We start from the raw sequence: 20162 nt of genomic DNA, 5'->3' as shown, positions 1-20162 counted from the left end.
GTATTGCACTCCGTTTCACCGTATAATAATTAGGGTGTCAAAAAATGGCGAGGGAAGACTTGAATGAAGAAGAAAAATGTAGGAACACTGCTGTTATTTCTTATTCTGGGCTGGCTGGCCGGAGCCTGGATTGCCAAGCTGCTGGAACCTGTACAAGCTCTGTCTTTTCTTACAGCTTCGACTGTTCTCAAGTGGTCGCCGCAAGCCGATTTAGACATCATAACCTATGACATCACAATCCATTTGAAACTGTGCCTGCTCAGTCTTGCCGGAATTATTACAGCCGTGTGGCTGTACCGCAGGCTGTAGCCTTAGCTGGCAGCATCAAGAAGGGACGTTAATTACAGTGGAGCATGACAATTCGCGGCATATTATTCTGGCCTCAGGTTCGCCGCGGCGGCGTGAGCTGTTAGCCTCGCTTGGCCTGCCCTTTGAGGTGCTGTCCAGCGATGCTGATGAGAGTACGCCGCCTGAATGGAGCCCTGAAGCTATTGTACGGAATCTGGCGCTGCGTAAGGCAGAAGCTGTGATTCCTGTTGCAGGAGACCGGGATGCCGTTATTATCGGCAGCGATACGATCGTTGTGCTTGACGAAATGGTGCTCGGCAAGCCGGCGGACGAGCAGGACAGCGCCAGAATGCTGGGCATGCTGCAAGGCCGGACGCATCAGGTATACACCGGGGTGGCCTGCATCGGTTCCGCAGAGGGACGTACCCTGGTAGATCATAGGGTAACCTCTGTAACTATGAGAGCAATGAGCGAAGAGGAAATCTCCGCTTACATAGCGACCGGGGAGCCTGCCGACAAAGCCGGCTCTTACGCGATACAAGGACTGGGCGCCACCCTGGTGGAAGAAATTGAAGGCTGCTATTTTAACGTGGTCGGTCTGCCGCTGTCACTGCTGAGCGGTATGTTGTCCGGGTTTGGCATTTCGGTGCTGAACCGGTAAGGGTAGCCGAAGAAAGAAGGTTAGGGATGGAGTCGCAATCATTTATGCTGCGTGATCTCCCCCATGAAGAACGACCACGAGAGCGCATGATGCATTATGGGGCGGAATCATTAAGTCAAGCGGAGCTTCTGGCTATCCTGCTGCGCACAGGTGCGCACCGTGAATCAGCCCTTCTTATCGCCCAGCGGCTCTTGAGCCATGCAGGCGGTCTCCGCGGACTGGCGGATCTGAGCATTGAAGAATTGACAACAATTAACGGCATTGGCCCTGCCAAGGCCGTGCAACTCAAAGCAGGCATAGAGCTGGGAAGACGTATGGCGAATTCCCGGCTTACCGAACCGGTCATTATCCGCAGTCCCCAGGACGCGGCGGAGATTCTGACTGAGCAGCTGCGTTATTTGCAGAAGGAGCATTTTATCTGTCTGTTCCTGAATACGAAGAATCATGTTATTGCGCAGGAAACATTGTCCATGGGTAGCCTTAATGCCTCCATTGTGCATCCCCGCGAGGTGTTCCGGGCAGCCATGAAATGCAGCAGCGCAGCAATTATATGCGCACATAATCATCCGAGCGGTGATCCTACACCAAGCCCTGAAGACATCTCACTGACTTCCAGGCTGATGCAGGCAGGCGAGATTGTCGGCATTGATGTGCTGGATCATCTGGTGATCGGAGACAGCAGCTACGTAAGTTTGAAAGAGAAAGGCTACATGTAATACAATTGTCTAGATTCACATGGAAAAGGAGCATACAAGATGTTAGGTGGTTTTACGAAAGACTTAGGAATTGACTTGGGGACAGCGAATACGCTTGTCTACGTGCGCGGTAAAGGAATTGTTGTCAGAGAGCCGTCCGTGGTTGCTATTAATACCGATACTAAGACGATAGAGGCAGTAGGGGAATCCGCCAAAAAAATGATCGGACGCACACCGGGCAACATCCGTGCCATCCGTCCAATGAAGGACGGGGTCATCGCTGATTTCGATACTACAGCAACTATGATCAAATATTTCATCCGCCAGGCCCAGAAGCAGCGCTCGATGTTCCAGCGCCATCCGAATGTCATGGTGTGTGTGCCCTCCGGAATTACTGCCGTTGAACAGCGTGCGGTAGAGGATGCTACGAAGCAGGCCGGAGCGCGGGAAGCTTACATTATCGAGGAGCCTTTTGCTGCTGCCATCGGTGCAGATCTTCCTGTATGGGAGCCAACCGGAAGTATGGTTGTAGATATCGGCGGCGGAACTACCGAGGTGGCGGTAATCTCACTCGGCGGTATTGTTACCAGCCGTTCTGTACGTGTGGCAGGGGATGATGCAGATGAGTCTATCATCCAATACATCAAGCGCCAGTATAACCTTATGATCGGTGAACGTACCTCCGAGCAGCTCAAGATGGATGTGGGCTCTGCCCTGCCGCTTGAGAAGGCTGAGACGATGGAGATCCGCGGACGCGATCTGGTAACCGGTCTGCCGAAGACGCTGACCATTACCTCCGATGAAATCTGCGAAGCTCTGTCCGATACTGTGAATGCAATTGTTGAAGCCGTGAAGGTTACGCTGGAGAAATGTCCGCCGGAGCTGGCTGCCGATATTATGGACCGCGGCATTGTGCTTACAGGCGGCGGCGCACTTCTGCGCAACCTGGACAAGCTGCTGGCGCGTGAGACCGGAATGCCGGTGATTGTGGCCGAGAATCCGCTGGACTGTGTTGCAATCGGCACAGGCAAGGCGCTGGAGAATATCCACTTGTTCAAGAGCCGCAGCAGTTCGGGCCTCCGCTCCAAACGCTAGGATCATGCGGACTGTGAACGTCAACCCCTGAGGTTGGAGAAATACGGTTATTAGAGGGTGCTCGAGATTGTTCAAGCTGTTTAACAATAAACGACTGTTTATATTGCTGATTACACTGGTTACGTTTATCGTTCTGATGGGCTTCAGCCTGGGGCAGAGGAAGACCCTGTCCTGGCCGGAGAACTTCCTCAGAGATACGACCGGATTCGTGCAGAAATTGTTCTACAAGCCCGCTGGATACGTAGCGGGCTTCTTCCAAGATATCGGGACTCTGAATGAGCTGGCCGAAGAGAATAAGAAACTTAAGATTCTGGCTGCACAGTACGCCCGGGATAAGGCGCAGTTAAATTTTATTAAGGCTGACAATGAAAAGTATGCAAAAGCTCTTAAATTCACTGAAGCTCAAAAGAAATTATATAATTATGATTATCTGATTGCCAATGTTGTCAGTGTTACGACAGAGCCAGGCAATAATACACTTGTTATTGATCTTGGTGCGAAGGATGGCATCCGGCTGAATATGTCCGTAACTTCTGTCGAGGGCCTTGTAGGAGTCATCAGCAATGTGAGTAACTTCACCTCTACCGTGAAGCTGATGACAATGATGGATAGCAAGGACCCCAACTCACAGCCTCCTATATCGGCAACCGCTGTTAACAAGGAGGGCAAGACCTTTGGGATGATTGAGAGCTATGACCAGCAGACCGGAATGCTGCTGATGAACAAAATTCCCGTAGGCGATCCGATTGCCAAGGGGGATATGATTATTTCCTCTGGCGGCGGGGGCATGTATCCCCGTGGCATGACTATCGGCAAAGTAGAAGAAGTTAAGGTCGGACAGTACGGGTTCACCTCTACAGCGATTATCAAGCCGGCGGCAGGATTCCAGGACTGGAAGGAACTCCTCGTTGTCTATACGGAGGAGCGTGTAGAATAGTGAGGATGCGCAGACCTGTCCTGGTACTTTTGTTATTCATTTTATTTATTCTGGAAGGCACAGTGCTTCCCTGGCTGATTCCTGACGGCTGGCAGATGCGGATTATTCCTAATCTCGTCTTCATCGTCATTCTGTTCGTAACGGTATACCATCACCGGCATACAGCACTTATTCTGGGCTTGTCGTTCGGTATGCTGCATGATGTGGTCTTCTATGGCCGCATACTGGGTGCTCATTCCTTCGCTATGGGCTTATCTGCGTACCTGATCGGGCTGATATTCCAGATTCCCCGTGCTCCGCTGCCGCTCATGATGACAGTGGTGCTACTGGGCAGTCTGCTGGAAGACAGTATTCTTTTTGCTATCTATAATGTGTTTAATCTAAGCCAGGAGCCATATAATTGGGCACTCTTGCATCATATGCTGCCTACCATGCTCATTCATTTTGCTGCAGGCCTGCTTCTCTACGTTCCGCTCCGGCGCCAGCTGGAGCTGCTGAAGAAAGAGACTATCGATGAGGAGGCTGCCTAAGCTGCAGCAGCATTTTCTTATCACCCAAAGAAGGAGTTTGCCCGGCCCGGCACGAATGAATGAGGATAGGGGGACAGGCATATGACAGTTAAATCCAAGCACGTAAGGATTAAGGGCATCAAGGATGGCCTGGTATTCCTGCTAGACGACAAGTGTCCCTTTGAAGATCTCTTAAGCGAGCTTCGCTACAAGCTGGAGCACAGCCATCAAAATATTCTGACCGGACCGATTGTGCATGTGGATATTAAGTTGGGCAACCGTGCTGTTACTGAAGAGGATAAAGAGGCGGTACTGGAGATCCTCAAGAGTCAGGGGAATCTGTTGATCCGTTCGGTTGAAGCTATTGAAGATCCTGAAGAGAAGGATACGGAAGCCTTGTTCATGATGAGCGGAATGCTCCGCTCGGGCCAGGTGCTGCATCATGAGGGCAATCTGCTGTTCCTCGGGGATGTGAATCCGGGAGGGACCATTACCTGTTCAGGGGATATCTATATTCTTGGAGCACTCAAAGGGATGGCACACGCCGGAATCAACGGTAATCAGGAGGCCATTATTGCCGCTTCGCTGCTCGCGCCTACCCAGCTCCGGATTGCTGAGATTATCAGCAGGCCTCCGGATGAATGGGGAACCCGGGAGAGCAGCATGGAATTTGCCTACTTATCAGGCGGTGCTATGCAAATCGACAAAATTCATAATATAGTGAAGTTACGTCAGGATTTAAATGTGTTTAAAGGGGTGTAGCCTCCATGGGAGAAGCGATTGTCGTAACCTCGGGCAAAGGCGGAGTTGGCAAGACAACCACAACAGCCAACATTGGTACCGCACTCGCCTTGCAGGGCAAAAAAGTATGTCTGGTGGATACCGACATTGGACTGCGGAATCTGGATGTTGTCATGGGGCTGGAGAACCGGATCATCTATGATCTGGTCGATGTGGCGGAAGGCCGCTGCCGGCTGAATCAGGCGCTGGTCAAGGACAAGCGCTTTGATGAGCTGTACATGCTGCCCGCAGCCCAGACCAAGGACAAGACAGCCGTTACACCGGAGCAGGTTAAGGATATCATTCTTGAGCTTAAGAAGGAGTACGAATATGTTCTGATCGATTGTCCGGCGGGAATTGAGCACGGCTTCCGCAATGCGATTGCCGGTGCTGACAAAGCAATTGTAGTTACCACTCCGGAGCATGCTGCGGTGCGGGATGCGGACCGGATTATCGGTCTCCTGGAGCAGTCATCGGTAGAATCTCCGAAGCTGGTGGTCAACCGGATTCGTCAGGGCTTGATCAAGTCCGGGGATATGCTTGATATCGAGGATATTCTGCAGGTGCTTAATATTGATCTGATCGGGATTGTACCCGATGATGAACAGGTCATCCGGGCGGCGAACAACGGGGAGCCTACCGTGATGAACCCGGACTCCTTAGCAGCGATCGCCTACCGTAATATTGCCCGGCGTATTCTTGGCGATGCGGTGCCGCTGATGCAGCTTGACCAGAAGACGGGCGCCTTCAAGAAGCTCAAGAAATTTTTTGGAATAGGCTGAATCCCGGCCACGCACTTATACACGGCTATCTTCTGTTAAGAGCCCGCTGCTGAGACATCAGCAGCGGGTTTATTTTTGTTGTGCAGTAACTTGGACAGGGCTTGTTCTAAAGCGGCTTCCGCCACTCATAAAATGGAAGTAAAACAAGCCCGCCGGAGGGATCATAATGGAATACCCGAGAGAGTCCAAGAACCGCCGCAAGAAGCGTATACAAAATCTGCTGGAGGAGAAGCCGGCAGCACGAGCAGCACCAGCACCAGAGCGGTTCCGGCTGTCTGACAGTCCTCCCTCCTTCAGAGAATGGGGGGCTGGGGACAGGAATGAATTGGCCTCTTCCCCTGAGCCTGACCCCGAGACGGTGTGGAAGCAGCAGCGTAACCACTGGGAAGAGGAAGACGGGAGGGGACCGGGGCAGGGCTTCCGTGCTGGTCTGCTGCGGCGGACGGTGGCCAGTCTTCTGGTCTTCGGCGCTGTATGGGGCATTTTTGCCGTGCAGGAGCCATGGGCCGTGAAGGCACAGTACTTTATTACAGACATCCTTAGCAATGATATGGATTTTGCAGCAGCACAGGTGTGGTACGAGGAACATTTCAATGGAGCCCCGTCCTTTATTCCGATTTTCGGAGATGAACAGGTACCGGCGGAGAAGGTGACAGCCGCCCATGAGCTTAGCGCTCCGCTTGCAGGAAGTATTGTGCGTCCTTTTGCCACTTCGCTTAATGGCATTGAAATTATACCGGCAGACGATTCAAGTGCCAGTGTCACGGTGAAAAGTGTAGATACGGGCCGTGTGCTGGCCGTTTCAAAGGAAGCCCGGGGAGGCATCCGTATTACGGTCCGGCATACCGGGGAGATCACGGCAGAATACGGTCATTTGAGCGGGACACGGCTCGCGGTGGATGACTGGGTACAGAGCGGAGACGAAATAGGCTGGATTCAGGGGACGGAGGATGCCCGGGTCCCGTTGCTGTTTTTTGCAGTTATGAAAGACAAGACTTATATTGATCCGGCCGAAGTGGTATCGTTTGATTAGGGTCTGCGGTATTGAATTGTCACTGCATCCGCTCTTTGTGCTGATTCTCATGGTATCCGTGTTTACCGGACAGTTCCTGGAGCTGCTAACCTTGTTCCTGATCGTATTCATTCATGAGCTTGGACATGTATGTGCGGCGCTGCTGGCCGGAATTAACGTACGATCGGTCCAACTGCTGCCATTCGGCGGCGTTGCGGTTATAGAGGATCATGGGCGGCTTACGGCTGTCCGTGAGATCGGGATTGCCCTGGCCGGTCCGCTGCAGAACGGAATTATGATTCTGATGGCACTGGCGCTTAAGCAGGTGGAGTATGGAAATATCGCCTATCTGGATTATTTTATCGGAGCCAACGCCATGATCGCTCTGTTCAATCTGCTGCCGGTGCTTCCGCTGGACGGTGGCAAAATCCTTCAGGCAGCCCTGAGTCTGCTGCTTCCGTATTATTACACGCTGCTGTGGACCGGCAGAGTCAGTATTGCGGCCAGCCTGCTTGTGATAGGGTACGCCCTGCTTCCGCTTGGGAACGGGGACGGCCTCCGCCTTAACCTGCTGATGATCGGAGCGTTTCTGCTCTATTCTAATTGGACAGACCAGCGTAATTTGCCGTACCGGTTTGTTGGTTTTTTGATGAACCGTGAGCGGATTTATGAGCGGTATCTAGTGGCGGAGAACATTGCCCGCCCAATAGTTGCCTCGCTCGCGAAACCTTTGGATGAGATATTGCGTCTATTTAAACGTAACCATTATCATTATATCTATGTGATGAACAACGACAGGGATATCGTAGCCGTTGTGCCGGAGCAGCGTCTGATTGCTTCGTATTTCGGAAAGTAACAAGCGAGTAACGATTCAAACCAGAGGTGAAGCCATGAAACAAATGATCGTTCACTGTACACAGCATATTACCCGCATGGCACTTCTGGAGAACGGGAGGCTGGTGGAATATGCGGCTGAACGCGATCAGCAGCAAGGTCTGGTCGGGAGTTATTATAAAGGCCGGGTAATGAATGTGCTGCCTGGTATGCAGGCGGCCTTTGTAGATATCGGACAGAAAAAGAATGCGTTCCTATACGTAGATGATGTATTGCATCCCCATCTGGACAAGCAGCCGGCCGTCAAGCCTTCGATTGAGATGCTGCTGCAGCCCGGTCAGGAGATTGTCGTCCAGGTGAGAAAAGAACCGCGCGGCGGCAAGGGCGCGCGGGTAACCACGCATTATACACTGCCCGGACGCTGGATGGTGTACATGCCCTTTGCCGAATATGTCGGGGTCTCCAAGAAAATAAGCCGGGAATCGGAGCGCAGCCGGCTCAAAGGCATCGGCGAGCGGCTGCGCCAGGGTGAGGAAGGACTCATTATGCGCACCGTCTCCGAGGACGAGCCGCTGGATGCCGTGGAGGGAGATCTGGCTTTTCTGCGGGCGCAGTGGGAAATGATTACCCGGCGTTCCAAGGAAGTGGAGGCACCCGCTCTGCTGCACTGCGATCTGAGTATCGTCCAGCGGTTCATCCGGGATGCCTTCAATCCGCAGCGTGATGAGCTGCTGATTGATTCGGCCAAGGCGGTGAAGGAAGCGGAAGCCTTCCTGACGGATATGGCTCCTGAAGGGTACAAGCCTGTGGGATTCTACAGGGGGCAGGAGTCCATTTTCTCTGCTTACGGGGTGACGGATCAGCTTCATAAGAGCTTCAGCCGTAAGATCATCCTCGAAGGCGGGGCTACGCTCATCTGGGATGAGACAGAGGCCTTGACTGTGATTGACGTCAACACAGCGCAGTACACTGGCGGGACGAACCTTGAGGATACGGTAACGCGGACCAACCTGCTGGCTGCGGAGGAGATCGGGCGACTTGTCCGGCTCCGGGATACGGGCGGTATTATTATTGTTGATTTCATTGATATGGAGCGGGAAGAGCACCGCAGGCAGGTGACGGACAAGCTGGAGAGCATTATCAGCCGGGACCGGACCAAGACACATATTCTCGGCTGGACCCATCTCGGTCTGCTGGAGATGACCCGTAAGAAGGCCAGACATGATTCCGCCGGGTTTGCCCCGGTGATCTGCCAGTGCTGCGGCGGTACAGGCAAGGTTGGAACATGGCTGGAGTAGGGGAAGAGACGGTCAGGGTTGTATATGTTTTGTAAGGGGATATTGACTAGGGCCCATATGTATGATAATATCTTCAAGTATGTGTTTGGTTGTTCCATTCCTGCACATGCTGTAACCGCTCCGATCGGGTAGATGAAGCGTAATTCCTCCGGGGATTGCCACCTTGACTAGGCGAGTCTGAGACATGAGGAGGTGCAAGTACAATGTATGCAATTATCGAAACTGGCGGTAAACAATACAAAGTCCAAGAGGGCGATGTTTTGTTCATTGAGAAGCTGGAAGCTGAAGACGGCGCAAGCGTAACGTTTGACCGTGTCTTGGCTGTTTCTAACGAAGGTGGTTTGACTGCAGGAACTCCGCTGGTAAGCGGCGCGTCTGTAACAGCCAAAGTCGAGAAGCATGGTAAGGGTCATAAGGTTGTAGTTTACAAATACAAACCTAAGAAGAACTACCACAAGAAACAAGGCCATCGTCAACCGTACACCAAAGTAACTATCGAGAAGATTCAAGCGTAAGAAGGTGCGTTAATGATTAACGTGCGGATTACACGGGCTTCTGCTCAAGGTGTCATTGTCGGTTTTGCCGTCAAGGGGCATGCGGAATACGCAAGGAATGGCAAGGATATCGTCTGCGCGGGTGTTTCGACGGTTACCGTTGGAACTGTGAATGCGATTGAAAGCCTGACCGGAGTTGTTCTGGATACTTCGATGAAGGATGGATTCTTAAGCGGAACCCTGGTTCCCGTGAATGATCCCGAAGTCTCCGCCAAGGTACAGCTCTTGCTGGAATCCATGGTGCTGATGCTCAAGGATATTGCTAAATCCTACAGGAAATATATTCAGATACAGGAAGTCATCATTTGAAGAAGGAGGTTGACAACATGTTGAAATTGGATCTTCAATTATTCGCATCGAAAAAAGGTGTTGGTTCCACAAAGAACGGACGTGATTCCCATTCTAAGCGTCTTGGCGTGAAACGTGCTGACGGTCAAGCAGTAACCGGCGGCAACATCTTGGTTCGTCAACGCGGAACCAAAATCCACCCGGGCACGAACGTGGGCATCGGTAAAGATGACACACTGTTCGCACTTGTGGACGGCGTAGTGAAGTTCGAACGTTGGGGACGCGACCGCAAAAAAGTGAGCGTGTATCCGGTGGATGTCGCTCCGGTAGCAGCGGCACTGGAAGCGTAAGCTTACGGAACCTATGAAGATGAGAAGCCTCCGGCATCAGTGCCGGGGGCTTTTTTTGAAATTGTTTCGGGGTCCCGCAAAGTACCTGAGTAAGCATCGAAGCTTAAGCCTCACTTTGTGGTGGGATTCTGGTGATTGCGGAGAAAGCCTGTGTTATACTGGGAAATGGTGAATATGAAGCAAGATAAGCAGTGCTTACATTGGAATCAATTTTGCGAACCAAGGGACGGGGAGAAAGAATGAAATCCTGGAAAAGTAAGGTCTGGGCAGTCATGTTATCCGCAGTGTTTCCTTTAGGTCTCGTGTATTGGCAAACCTCCCTTTTCACATGCCTGCTGCTCGGAGTCTGGGTAGCGGCAGTGCTTGCATTCAGCTTTGTTTACAACCGGCGTCAATATGAAGAGGAACTGCGTATACAGGAGAATACTCTGCAGCAGGCGGCAAACCGGACACTGAATCATCATCGTCATGACTGGATGAATGATCTGCAGGTGCTTTACGGATATATCCAGCTGGGCAAGCCTGATAAATCCGTACAATGTGTGGAAAGAATAAAGGAGCGTATTGCGCTGGACAGCCGTATTGCCAAATTGGGAGTACCTTCCCTGGTGTTCTATCTGCAATCCTTCCGTACGTTCAGAAGCAGTCTGGAGCTGGACATACAGGTAGAGGAAGGGCTCCACCTGGAGGACAAGCTGAGTCCAGAGGCAGGAGCTGAGCTGACTTCGGTAGTTATGCAGACGGTTAGAGCGTACCAGTACAGCGGAATAACACAGCATGGAGACACGCGGAAGCTTGAGCTCAGCTTTTCACAGGAGGGAAGGGACATTCTGATCTCTTTCAAAGGTGAGGGAGAGCAAGACAATCCCGAACTGCTTCAGGGGCAAATTTATAATATAGTACAAGGAAAAATCATGAAGGCGGAGCAGGTTCAGCCTGCCAAGGGTAATGTGGAACTGCGGTTACCGCTGGAGATGTAAGGAAGGTGAACATTTATGTTCGTAGATAAGGCTAAGGTTTATGTAAAAGGCGGAGACGGCGGAGATGGTCTCGTAGCATTTCGCCGGGAGAAGTATGTGCCGGATGGCGGTCCTGCCGGCGGAGATGGCGGCCGCGGGGGAGATGTGATCTTCCGCGTGGATGAAGGCTTACGGACCTTGATGGATTTCCGTTATCAGCGGCACTTCAAGGCTGATAAGGGAATTAAGGGGCGCAACAAGAGCCAGCACGGGGCCAACGCCGATCATATGATCGTGCGGATTCCACCGGGAACCGTGTTGATTGATGATGATACCCAGGAGATCCTTGCCGATTTAACCCGTCATGGACAACAGGTTGTAGTGGCCCGCGGCGGCCGGGGCGGCCGGGGGAATACCCGGTTTGCGACGGCGAACAATACGGCGCCGGAGCTGGCGGAGAACGGGGAAGAGGGCCAGGAGCGTTACATCGTAATGGAGCTGAAGGTCATGGCGGACGTAGGCCTTGTAGGCTTCCCTAGCGTGGGCAAATCTACGCTGCTGTCGGTCGTGTCCGCTGCCCAGCCGAAGATCGGAGCGTACCACTTTACCACTATTACCCCCAACCTGGGTGTAGTTGATGTCGGAGACGGCCGCAGCTTTGTGATGGCGGATCTGCCTGGACTGATTGAAGGCGCGAGTGAAGGGGTGGGGCTTGGACATGAGTTCCTGCGCCACGTTGAACGGACGCGTATCATCATTCATGTCGTGGATATGTCCGGCTCGGAAGGCCGCGATCCTTTTGAAGACTGGGTACTGATTAACGATGAGCTGAAGCAGTACAATGCGGCGCTGATTGACCGTCCGCAGATCGTGGCGGCGAACAAGATGGATATGCCTGATTCCGAGGAGAACCTGGCTTCCTTCCGTGAGCGTGTCGCGGAGCTTCGCCCGGACCTTGAGATTATGCCGATCTCTTCACTGACCCGTCAGGGCGTTCAGGAGCTGCTCTACCGTGCTACAGATATTCTTGACAGTATTCCTGTGGCTCCGGTGGTGGAAGAAGTGGCCGGCAAAGAGCGCAAGGTGTATAAGCTGGAAGCGGAAGAGGATAACTCATTCACGATTACCCGTGACAACGAGGCCTTTGTAGTCAATAGTCCGCGGATTGAGCGGATGATTAAGAGAATGCAGCTAAGCACACATGATGCGATTCTTAGGCTGGCCCGTACTTTGCGTCACATGGGTGTGGATGCCGAGCTGCGCAGACGCGGCGCTGTGGAAGGTACGATCGTGCGCATTGCTGATTTTGAATTCGAATTTGTCGAGAATAGCAGCTACTATTAATAGAGAAGTAAGGTTTCCGGCTGTATCTTCCGAGAGGGGGATGCGGCCTTTTTTTATTGCTTAACAGGTGGCAAAGCTATTTTTGCTAATAAAGTTTTCTTTATAAATCTGGATTAATTTACTACAATCATTATATAAGCGATGTTAAGTTGAATCCAAAGGGTGTAATCTGCGTATATCATACATACCTGTCAGGAAAGAGGGAATGGACAGATGGCAATTATTGAAGTAGTCAAATATGACGGGCCTCCGGGTGTCTTCGCCTGGAAGTATCCGAATCAGGAGCTGGGGACCTGGACACAGCTGATTGTGAATGAATCCCAGGAAGCGATTCTGTTCAAGGGTGGAGAGGCGCTGGATTCCTTCACAGCCGGACGCCATACCTTAAGCACAGCGAATATTCCGATTCTGTCGAATGTGGTGAACCTGCCGTTCGGCGGCAAGTCTCCGTTCACCGCAGAGATATGGTTTGTGAACAAGCTGAACTCCATGAATGTGAAGTGGGGGACCAGTGCGCCGCTGCAGCTGCAAGACCCTAAGTACAAGCTCATGGTAGCGGTCCGCGCTTTCGGACAGTTTGGGGTCCGGATCGAAGATCCCCGCAAATTCCTGCTGAAGCTGGTAGGGACCCTACCGGTCTTCGATCAGGATACGATGATCAATTATTTCCGCGGGCTGCTGATGTCCAATATTAATGAACTTATTTCTTCTTATCTGGTGCACAAAAAAATCAGCATCCTGGAGATCAACGCCTACGTGGTTGAAATCTCCAAGCATATTCAGGGGCGCTTGTCCTCCTCGTTCCTGGACAGCGGTATTGAACTTAATAATTTCTATATTGATTCGATCAATATTCCCGATGATGATCCGGCAACCCAGCGTCTCAAGGAAGCCTTGGCCAAAAAAGCGGAGATGGACATTATCGGCTTCACCTACCAGCAGGAACGAAGCTTCGACGCTATGGAGGAGGCAGCAGGCAATCCGGGCAATGCAGGCGTAGGCATGATGAATGCGGGGCTGGGGCTCGGCATGGGCTTTGGGCTGGCCGGGCCTGCGGCTGAGATAGCCACCCGGATGACCCGTAGCATGTCTCTGGACGGCAGTACGGGCAGCCAGCCGGCACCTCCTGCTGCTTCTAAATCCTGCTCGGACTGCGGAACCCTTAATCCGGCAAATGCACGCTTCTGTACCGGCTGCGGCCGCAGTCTGCAATCCCCGCCGGCGGTGGAGGATAAGGTATGCCATAGCTGCGGTAAGGCGGTCATCCCAGGTGCCAAATTCTGTCCGCATTGTGGAGAGGGCCTGATCCTGAAGTGTACGGGCTGCGGGCATGAGCTGAAGCCCGGACAGAAATTCTGTCCAGAGTGCGGTACCAGAGCGGCTAACGGGTGAGCGGGATGCAGAGGCAGAGGTCATATACGGGTCTTGTTACTGGCATTTATGTTGCTGTTCTGGCAGTTACTGCAGGTACCTTCTTCACGTTTGGATTCTCGGAATCGCTGCTGCGCTTCGTAGTGACTCTGCTTGCTGTAGGTATGGCAGAGTCTGTGGTTTATGTATATTGCATGCTCTGGCTGCGCCGTGCTGCTGAAGCGGGCCGGACTTCACCGGTATTCATAAGCGGAGCTGTAATTATAGTATTCTATCTGGCTGCGGTACTTGCTTCGGCTATTCTGCTGGACTGGCTTCTGGAGCTGAGTCCGCTCTGGTATGCGGGAGAGCAGCTGCTGATCCTGATTGTAGCTTCCGTCGTACTTGTGGCTACAGGGGGATATGGGCGGAATGCCGCATCCGGGGAGCGCAGAGCTGCGGACGCTTCGCGGAGTCTGCGTACTCACATGCAGGAGCTGCAGGAGATCAGAGGGATTGCCGGCACCTGGAAGCATTCTGAGGCAAGCAGGCTGGTAGAACTGATTGATTCTCTGGAGGAGAAATTCCGCTACAGTGACCCGGTATCGAGACCGGGATTGTATGCCACGGAAGACATCATTAGGCAGCAGATCTCTCTGCTGCATGACCATGTGGCGCTGCTGCTTGTCCTGAAGGAGCTGCCGGCCCGCTGGGACACGGAGACAGAGGAATTAACGGAGAGTATTGCCGGCACGCTCCAGCGGCGTAATCTGGAGCTGGCGGGGCTTAAATAGGAGGAGTAGACAGCAATGGGGATAGGGAATGAGCTGGGGGGACTGTTGCCGGGCCGGGAAGGACAGCCCTCTGATAGTCTGCCTAAGTATGAGCGGACCACTTTTGATGTTGTAACTATCGGCGCCGGATATTTGTTTATGCCGTTGGGACTTGCGCTTGCGCTGGTACGAATGCTGAGCACCCATTATAAAAATTACCGCAAGCCCGTCAATTATAGTCTGTTGTTCCATGTATTTGTGGGCGGCTTCGTGCAGTTGATGGGGATTGTCGTCAATTCCATCTTCAGTGAAGTCGCCGTTGATACTGGTACGTTAATTGGAATGTTAATTATGTTCTCATTGATAACACTTCTGCCTGCGGCCGTATTTGCCAGAAGCGCGGCCAAAGCCAGATTCCGCTTCTCGCAGCTCACCAATCAGTATGTACATCTGATCACGGTGGAGAGAGTCCGCTATACCGGGAATCTGGCTGACCGCACCGGGCAGAGCGAAGGCGATGTGAACAGAGATCTTATCTATCTGCAGAAGTACGGGGTGCTGGACTCCGGGCTTCTCTTCCATGAAGGAGCGGATGCAGTGCCGCAGGCCCAGGCGGGGCAGGCAGATGCATCTCCCTTCTCGCAGCCTGCAAGGCAGCCGTCCTATCAGCAGCCGAGGCCGCAGCAGCTTCCCAAATCTGTCCGCTGTCCCGGCTGCGGGGCACAGAATACGGTAGCTCCCAACCAATCTACTAGCTGTGATTACTGCGGAACGACCATCGCCTACAGCTGAAGCGTTACAGCAGCTATAAGTATTTTCTTGGATTCCTGCAGGTGAAGGCTGTTCCTCCTAGCTAATAGGGGGACAGCCTTTTCCGCATGTTTGCAGAAAGTTATTGCAATAAAAGCCTTCAATCCCGTATAATGTCCACTATGTACATACAAAAGTCTTTGGGGTGAGGACGTTCGTGAAAGAACGCTATTATTTGGTCCGGGAGGACATTTTGCCCGATGCGGTGCTGAAGACCATGCAGGTCAAGCAGCTGCTGGAAGCAGGAGATGCCAAAACCGTACACGAGGGCGTGGAACAGGTCGGGCTTAGCCGCAGTGCTTTTTATAAATACAAAGATGGGATACACTTAATTCATCAGCTGGAGCGCGAGCGCATTGTGACGATCTCGATTGATCTGGAGCACGAGTCGGGCATGTTGTCCAAGGTGCTCGGTTCGGTGGCTGTTCACGGGGCGAATGTGCTGACAATCCATCAGAGTATACCGCTGCAAGGACGGGCGAACGTGGTGATCTCTGTCGAGATCTCCCATCTGAATGAAGAGCTGGGCGACTTGCTGGACAGTCTCAAGGCAATTCCCGGTGTGAAGCGTGCGTTAATTATTGGTCAGGGGTGAGAATACGAATGAAGCCGGTTAAAGTAGGTCTGCTGGGTCTGGGTACTGTGGGTACGGGTGTTGTCCGTATTGTGGAAGGAAATCAGGAGGATTTGAGCAGCCAGGTCGGCTCGCCGATCCTGATTGAACGGATTGCCGTGAAGAATACGGAGAAGCCGCGTGATATCGAAGTGGACCCGTCCAAGATTACTGATGATCCATGGGCCGTTATCCGCGACCCGGAGATTGATGTCATTGTTGAGGTCATGGGCGGGGTCGCAGGGACGAAGGAGTACATTCTGGAGGCACTGGAGCGCGGCAAGCATATCGTAACAGCCAATAAGGACCTGATGGCCCTGCACGGCTCGGAGATTCTGGCCAAGGCACAGGAGAAGCAGTGCGATGTGTTCTATGAAGCAAGTGTGGCGGGAGGCATACCGATTATCCGCACGCTGATCGAAGGCTTTTCCTCGGATAAGATTATGAAGATTATGGGGATTGTGAACGGGACAACCAACTACATCCTCAGCAAAATGAGCCAGGAAGGCGCATCTTACCTCGACGCACTGCAGGAAGCGCAGGAGCTGGGATATGCCGAGTCTGATCCGACGTCCGATGTGGAGGGACTGGATGCAGCCCGCAAGATGGCCATTCTGGGCACGCTGGGCTTCCGGACCAATGTAGAGCTGAGCGATGTCAGTGTAAGCGGGATTTCCGGCGTCAGCAAGGAGGATATGGCTTTTGCCAAACGGCTGGGGTACGAGATGAAGCTGCTCGGGATTGCAGAACGCCAGGATGAAGAATTCAGCATTAGCGTCCAGCCTACAATGATCCGTACGAACCACCCGATTGCCTCCGTGAACGGCGTCTTTAATGCGGTATATGTATATGGTGAGGCTGTAGGAGAGACGATGTTCTACGGTGCGGGGGCAGGGGCGATGCCTACGGCAACCTCGATTGTGGCGGATCTGGTGGCGGTCATCAAGAACCTGAAGCTGGGGGTCAACGGGCTTAAGCAGATTGTGCCGTACAAGCAGAAGAAGCTGAAGAGCGACGAGGATATTTATTACAAGAACTTCCTGCTGCTTCATGTCGATGACAAGGCGGGTGTACTGGCGAAGATTACCCAGGTGTTTGCCGAATATGATGTCAGTCTGGATTCCGTTGTGCAGCAGGCCAATCCTAATAATCCTGATGCCGAAATTATCATTGTCACACATAACGCCAGCAGAGCGAGTATGAACAAAGTGCTGCGCCATCTGGAGCAACTGAATGTCATTCACCGCATCAAAAGCCACTACCGTGTAGAAGGCTAACTATCGCAGGTGTCCATGGAATACAGGGCTTGCGCGCAAATATAATGAAGGAGATTTACCCGCCATGAGTATTTACGGAAGGTCTAGAGTGAAGGTTCCTGCGAGCACGGCCAACCTCGGTCCGGGCTTCGATACGCTGGGCATGGCTCTGTCGCTGTATGCCTGGATTGAAATGGAGGAAGCCGCTGAAACGGTGTTTCATCTGTATGGAGATGAGATGGCCGGTCTTCCCCGGGACAAAAGCAATCTGCTCTACAAGGTTGCGCAAATGGTATTTGCAGAGGCCGGGGTCCAGGTTCCGGAGTTGTCCATCTCCATGTATTCGGAAATCCCGCTCACCCGCGGGCTGGGCAGCAGTGCTTCGGCCATTATTGGCGCGCTGGCTGCGGCGAATGCTATGATAGGTTCACCGCTGAGTCAGGCGAAGCTGTTCGATATGGCTACAGCGATCGAGAAGCATCCCGATAATGTCGGAGCGTCGCTCTTCGGGGGAATTATTACGGCCGTATGGGATGGCGAGCATGCCGATTACATCCGGATTGAGCCGCCGCAGGAGCTGGAATTCCTGGTGGTCATTCCTGAATTCGAGCTGGAGACCGTCAAGGCCAGAGAGGCGCTGCCTGCGGAGGTTACGCTCGGCGATGCTGTTCATAATATCAGCCGTACCTCGCTGCTCACCGCAGCGTTAGCCGCAGGCCGGCTGGACCTGATTGGCACAGCGATGCAGGACCGGCTGCATCAGCCCTACCGTGCACCGCTGGTGCCTGGGATGGAGAAGCTGCTGGCGGAAGCGCCCGGCCATGGTGCGCTGGGCATTGCGCTTAGCGGTGCAGGCCCGACATTGCTGTGCATGGTGGACCGCAAGGAGGCGCGGAAGCAGGAGCTGGAGCTGTTTTTGACAGAGACTATGCAGGAGAACGGGATTTCTGCCCGTACCGTATGGCTGTCCCCATGCACCACAGGTGTCACGGCAGAGCTGCTTGAAAGAAACGGGATGCAAAACGAATCATTTTTGGATATGATAAAAGGAGAATTACAGTCATGAAATCGATAGCGTTATTGCCTCAGGGCTCCGTCTCGCATGAAGCGCTGCTGCATTTATTTGGCGGTAACCCTGCTCATCTGGAGCATCATAAGCTCATATCCGATGTCTTTCTGTCCACGGCTGGCGGAGTCACCGATTACAGCGTCATTCCGATTGAGAACACGATAGAAGGCTCGGTCAGCCTGCATATCGACTGGCTCATTAATGAAGTGAACCTGCCGATGCAGGCGGAGTGGATTTTCCCGTCGATACAGAATCTGATCAGCTGTCCGCAGGAATTCACGAAGGAGAACGGGGACAAGGATTATACCAAGATTGTCAAGATCCTGTCCCATCCGGTGGCTATGGCGCAATGCACGCAGTTCATCCGTAAGGCTATGCCCTGGGCTGAGCTGGAGTCTGTGGGAAGCACCTCTGAAGCGGTGGAGATTGTGAAGGGCAATCCCGGTAAAGGCTGGGCTGCCATCGGTACCGCGCTTGGAGCCGCTACGCACGGGCTGGAGGTTGTGGAACGCCAGATTACAGACCATAATAACAATTACACACGGTTCGTGCTGGTTGGTCCGCAGAAGCTGGAGCTTCCGCAGAAGAGCAGTGGAGACAAGACGAGTATTCTTGTTACGCTGCCCGAGGATTTCCCTGGTGCACTGCATCAGGTGCTGGCTGCTTTTGCCTGGCGTAAGCTGAACTTGTCCCGTATTGAATCACGGCCGACGAAGAAGAAGCTGGGTACTTATTATTTCTATATTGATGTGCTGGAACCGATAGAATCGGTACTGCTCCCGGGTGCGATTGAAGAGATCAAAGCCTTGGGCTGTCAGGTACGGATTCTGGGGTCCTATCCCACATACACCTATGAGGAAGAGAAAGCGGAGGTGCAGTAAGTTCATGGCTGAGCAATGGATCTATCTGGATGGACAACATGTAACGAAGGACAAGGCAATGGTGTCCGTATTCGATCACGGTTTTTTATATGGAGACGGAATTTTTGAAGGTATCCGTATTTATAACGGCAACATCTTCAAGTGCAAGGAGCATCTGGACAGGCTGTATGATTCGGCGAAGTCGATTATGCTGGACATTCCGCTGGCCTATGATGAGATGCTGGAGGCCATGGCCGAGACAATCCGCCTGAACGAAATGCGGGACGGCTACATCCGGCTGATCGTATCACGCGGTCCCGGCAACCTGGGTCTTGATCCGCGCCGCTGCCCCAAAGCAAGTGTGATCATCATTGTTGAGCAACTCGCGATCTACCCGGAACAGGCTTATCTGAACGGACTTCGTGCCGTTTCGGTGTCCCAGCGCCGCAATATCCCGGATGCGCTGAATCCGAAGATCAAATCGTTGAACTATCTCAACAATATTCTGGTGAAGATTCAGTCGAATCTGGCGGAAGCCGATGAAGCGATCATGATGAACGCTCAAGGGTATGTAACCGAAGGCTCCGGCGATAATATCTTCATTATCAAAAGAGGGGTAGTCTATACACCGCCTTGTTACCTGGGTGCCCTGGAGGGGATCACCCGTCTGGCGATCATTGAGCTGTGTGAGAAGCTGGGACTGCCGCTGAAGGAAGAGCCGTTCACCATGCATGATGTCTATATTGCCGATGAAGTCTTCTTCACCGGAACAGCGGCTGAAGTTATTGCTGCCCGTGAGATCGACGGCAGAGTCATTGGTTCCGGCCAGGCCGGGCCGATTACCCTGCAATTGCTGGAAGAATTCCGCAATGTGGTTGATAAAGACGGATATAAGGTTTGGGAATAGTACAGAAATTTCGCGTGAGCGAATAGAGAAAAATCCTTTCATGCCAAGCATGGAAGGATTTTTTTTGCATATAGGGATGTCATTCGCCCATGGGCTGCATAAGATGTAGTAACGAAGGAGGCGGCTGTACCGCAACTA

At 52.7% G+C, this 20162-nt stretch carries 24 protein-coding genes; all 24 read left to right on the top strand.

The annotated features are described in order from the left end of the window. Positions 1-63 precede the first annotated feature (63 nt). The 24 genes from NST69_RS23870 (at position 64) to ilvE (ending at position 20024) form a co-directional block, all read left to right on the top strand. A complete protein-coding gene (locus NST69_RS23870) occupies positions 64-309 on the top strand; it encodes a DUF4321 domain-containing protein (RefSeq protein WP_036698966.1) in 246 nt (81 codons plus the stop codon). Between the two features lie 37 nt (positions 310-346). Beyond that, the gene (locus NST69_RS23865; protein ID WP_209877001.1) at positions 347-949 is read left to right on the top strand and encodes a Maf family protein; all 603 of its coding nucleotides are present in this window, start codon (positions 347-349) and stop codon (positions 947-949) included. A gap of 26 nt (positions 950-975) precedes the next feature. Continuing rightward, positions 976-1665, top strand: a complete 690-nt coding sequence (radC, locus tag NST69_RS23860) for a DNA repair protein RadC (RefSeq protein WP_036725914.1) — start codon at positions 976-978, stop codon at positions 1663-1665. A 39-nt stretch (positions 1666-1704) separates the two neighbouring features. After that, complete coding sequence (locus tag NST69_RS23855; protein WP_036725912.1) at positions 1705-2739, top strand: rod shape-determining protein; 1035 nt, start codon at positions 1705-1707, stop codon at positions 2737-2739. Positions 2740-2806: 67 nt separating this feature from the next. Further along, the gene (gene mreC, locus NST69_RS23850) at positions 2807-3676 is read left to right on the top strand and encodes a rod shape-determining protein MreC (RefSeq protein WP_342547298.1); all 870 of its coding nucleotides are present in this window, start codon (positions 2807-2809) and stop codon (positions 3674-3676) included. Continuing rightward, entirely contained in the window at positions 3676-4206 is a 531-nt protein-coding gene (mreD, locus tag NST69_RS23845) for a rod shape-determining protein MreD (RefSeq protein WP_083685133.1), read from the top strand. Before mreC ends, mreD begins: the two co-directional genes overlap by 1 nt. An 81-nt stretch (positions 4207-4287) precedes the next feature. Beyond that, positions 4288-4947: a septum site-determining protein MinC gene (gene minC / locus NST69_RS23840; protein WP_036698972.1), complete on the top strand. Its 660-nt coding sequence runs from the start codon at positions 4288-4290 to the stop codon at positions 4945-4947. A 5-nt stretch (positions 4948-4952) separates the two neighbouring features. Then, on the top strand, positions 4953-5747 hold the full coding sequence (gene minD, locus NST69_RS23835; protein WP_342547297.1) for a septum site-determining protein MinD: 795 nt from the start codon (positions 4953-4955) through the stop codon (positions 5745-5747). A 166-nt stretch (positions 5748-5913) separates the two neighbouring features. Continuing rightward, the gene (locus NST69_RS23830) at positions 5914-6780 is read left to right on the top strand and encodes a M23 family metallopeptidase (protein WP_342547296.1); all 867 of its coding nucleotides are present in this window, start codon (positions 5914-5916) and stop codon (positions 6778-6780) included. Then, the gene (locus tag NST69_RS23825; protein WP_342547294.1) at positions 6773-7615 is read left to right on the top strand and encodes a M50 family metallopeptidase; all 843 of its coding nucleotides are present in this window, start codon (positions 6773-6775) and stop codon (positions 7613-7615) included. The genes NST69_RS23830 and NST69_RS23825 overlap by 8 nt, the downstream gene beginning before the upstream one ends. 34 nt (positions 7616-7649) lie before the next feature. After that, positions 7650-8891 carry an Rne/Rng family ribonuclease gene (locus NST69_RS23820; protein WP_036725903.1) on the top strand — a complete coding sequence of 414 codons (1242 nt, stop codon included), beginning with the start codon at positions 7650-7652 and terminating at the stop codon, positions 8889-8891. Between the two features lie 203 nt (positions 8892-9094). Beyond that, positions 9095-9406: a 50S ribosomal protein L21 gene (gene rplU, locus NST69_RS23815; protein WP_036698983.1), complete on the top strand. Its 312-nt coding sequence runs from the start codon at positions 9095-9097 to the stop codon at positions 9404-9406. 12 nt (positions 9407-9418) lie between these two features. Beyond that, on the top strand, positions 9419-9754 hold the full coding sequence (locus NST69_RS23810; RefSeq protein ID WP_036725900.1) for a ribosomal-processing cysteine protease Prp: 336 nt from the start codon (positions 9419-9421) through the stop codon (positions 9752-9754). 17 nt (positions 9755-9771) lie between these two features. Next, entirely contained in the window at positions 9772-10083 is a 312-nt protein-coding gene (rpmA, locus tag NST69_RS23805; protein ID WP_020429282.1) for a 50S ribosomal protein L27, read from the top strand. Between the two features lie 239 nt (positions 10084-10322). Continuing rightward, complete coding sequence (locus NST69_RS23800; RefSeq protein ID WP_342547292.1) at positions 10323-11063, top strand: Spo0B domain-containing protein; 741 nt, start codon at positions 10323-10325, stop codon at positions 11061-11063. Between the two features lie 15 nt (positions 11064-11078). Then, a complete protein-coding gene (gene obgE, locus NST69_RS23795; protein ID WP_036725896.1) occupies positions 11079-12386 on the top strand; it encodes a GTPase ObgE in 1308 nt (435 codons plus the stop codon). A 213-nt stretch (positions 12387-12599) separates the two neighbouring features. After that, positions 12600-13778 (top strand): SPFH domain-containing protein, encoded by a 1179-nt coding sequence (locus NST69_RS23790; protein ID WP_342547291.1) that lies wholly within the window; start codon positions 12600-12602, stop codon positions 13776-13778. A gap of 5 nt (positions 13779-13783) precedes the next feature. After that, a complete protein-coding gene (locus tag NST69_RS23785) occupies positions 13784-14530 on the top strand; it encodes a hypothetical protein (protein WP_342547290.1) in 747 nt (248 codons plus the stop codon). 15 nt (positions 14531-14545) lie between these two features. Next, positions 14546-15301 carry a hypothetical protein gene (locus tag NST69_RS23780; RefSeq protein ID WP_342547288.1) on the top strand — a complete coding sequence of 252 codons (756 nt, stop codon included), beginning with the start codon at positions 14546-14548 and terminating at the stop codon, positions 15299-15301. A gap of 175 nt (positions 15302-15476) precedes the next feature. Then, positions 15477-15914 carry an ACT domain-containing protein gene (locus NST69_RS23775; protein WP_036698990.1) on the top strand — a complete coding sequence of 146 codons (438 nt, stop codon included), beginning with the start codon at positions 15477-15479 and terminating at the stop codon, positions 15912-15914. 8 nt (positions 15915-15922) lie between these two features. Beyond that, positions 15923-17209 carry a homoserine dehydrogenase gene (locus NST69_RS23770; protein WP_036725890.1) on the top strand — a complete coding sequence of 429 codons (1287 nt, stop codon included), beginning with the start codon at positions 15923-15925 and terminating at the stop codon, positions 17207-17209. A 64-nt stretch (positions 17210-17273) separates the two neighbouring features. Further along, positions 17274-18254: a homoserine kinase gene (gene thrB / locus NST69_RS23765; protein WP_036725886.1), complete on the top strand. Its 981-nt coding sequence runs from the start codon at positions 17274-17276 to the stop codon at positions 18252-18254. Next, on the top strand, positions 18251-19138 hold the full coding sequence (pheA, locus tag NST69_RS23760) for a prephenate dehydratase (protein WP_036725885.1): 888 nt from the start codon (positions 18251-18253) through the stop codon (positions 19136-19138). Before thrB ends, pheA begins: the two co-directional genes overlap by 4 nt. Positions 19139-19142: 4 nt before the next feature. Beyond that, complete coding sequence (gene ilvE, locus NST69_RS23755) at positions 19143-20024, top strand: branched-chain-amino-acid transaminase (protein ID WP_209877020.1); 882 nt, start codon at positions 19143-19145, stop codon at positions 20022-20024. Positions 20025-20162 lie beyond the last annotated feature (138 nt).

Origin of the sequence: Paenibacillus sp. FSL P2-0089, assembly GCF_038595095.1 — a bacterium.
Classification (GTDB): Bacteria; Bacillota; Bacilli; order Paenibacillales; family Paenibacillaceae; genus Paenibacillus_AQ; species Paenibacillus_AQ silagei.
Note: the sequence above shows the minus strand (reverse complement) of the source record. Positions and strands in the feature narration are given on the sequence as shown.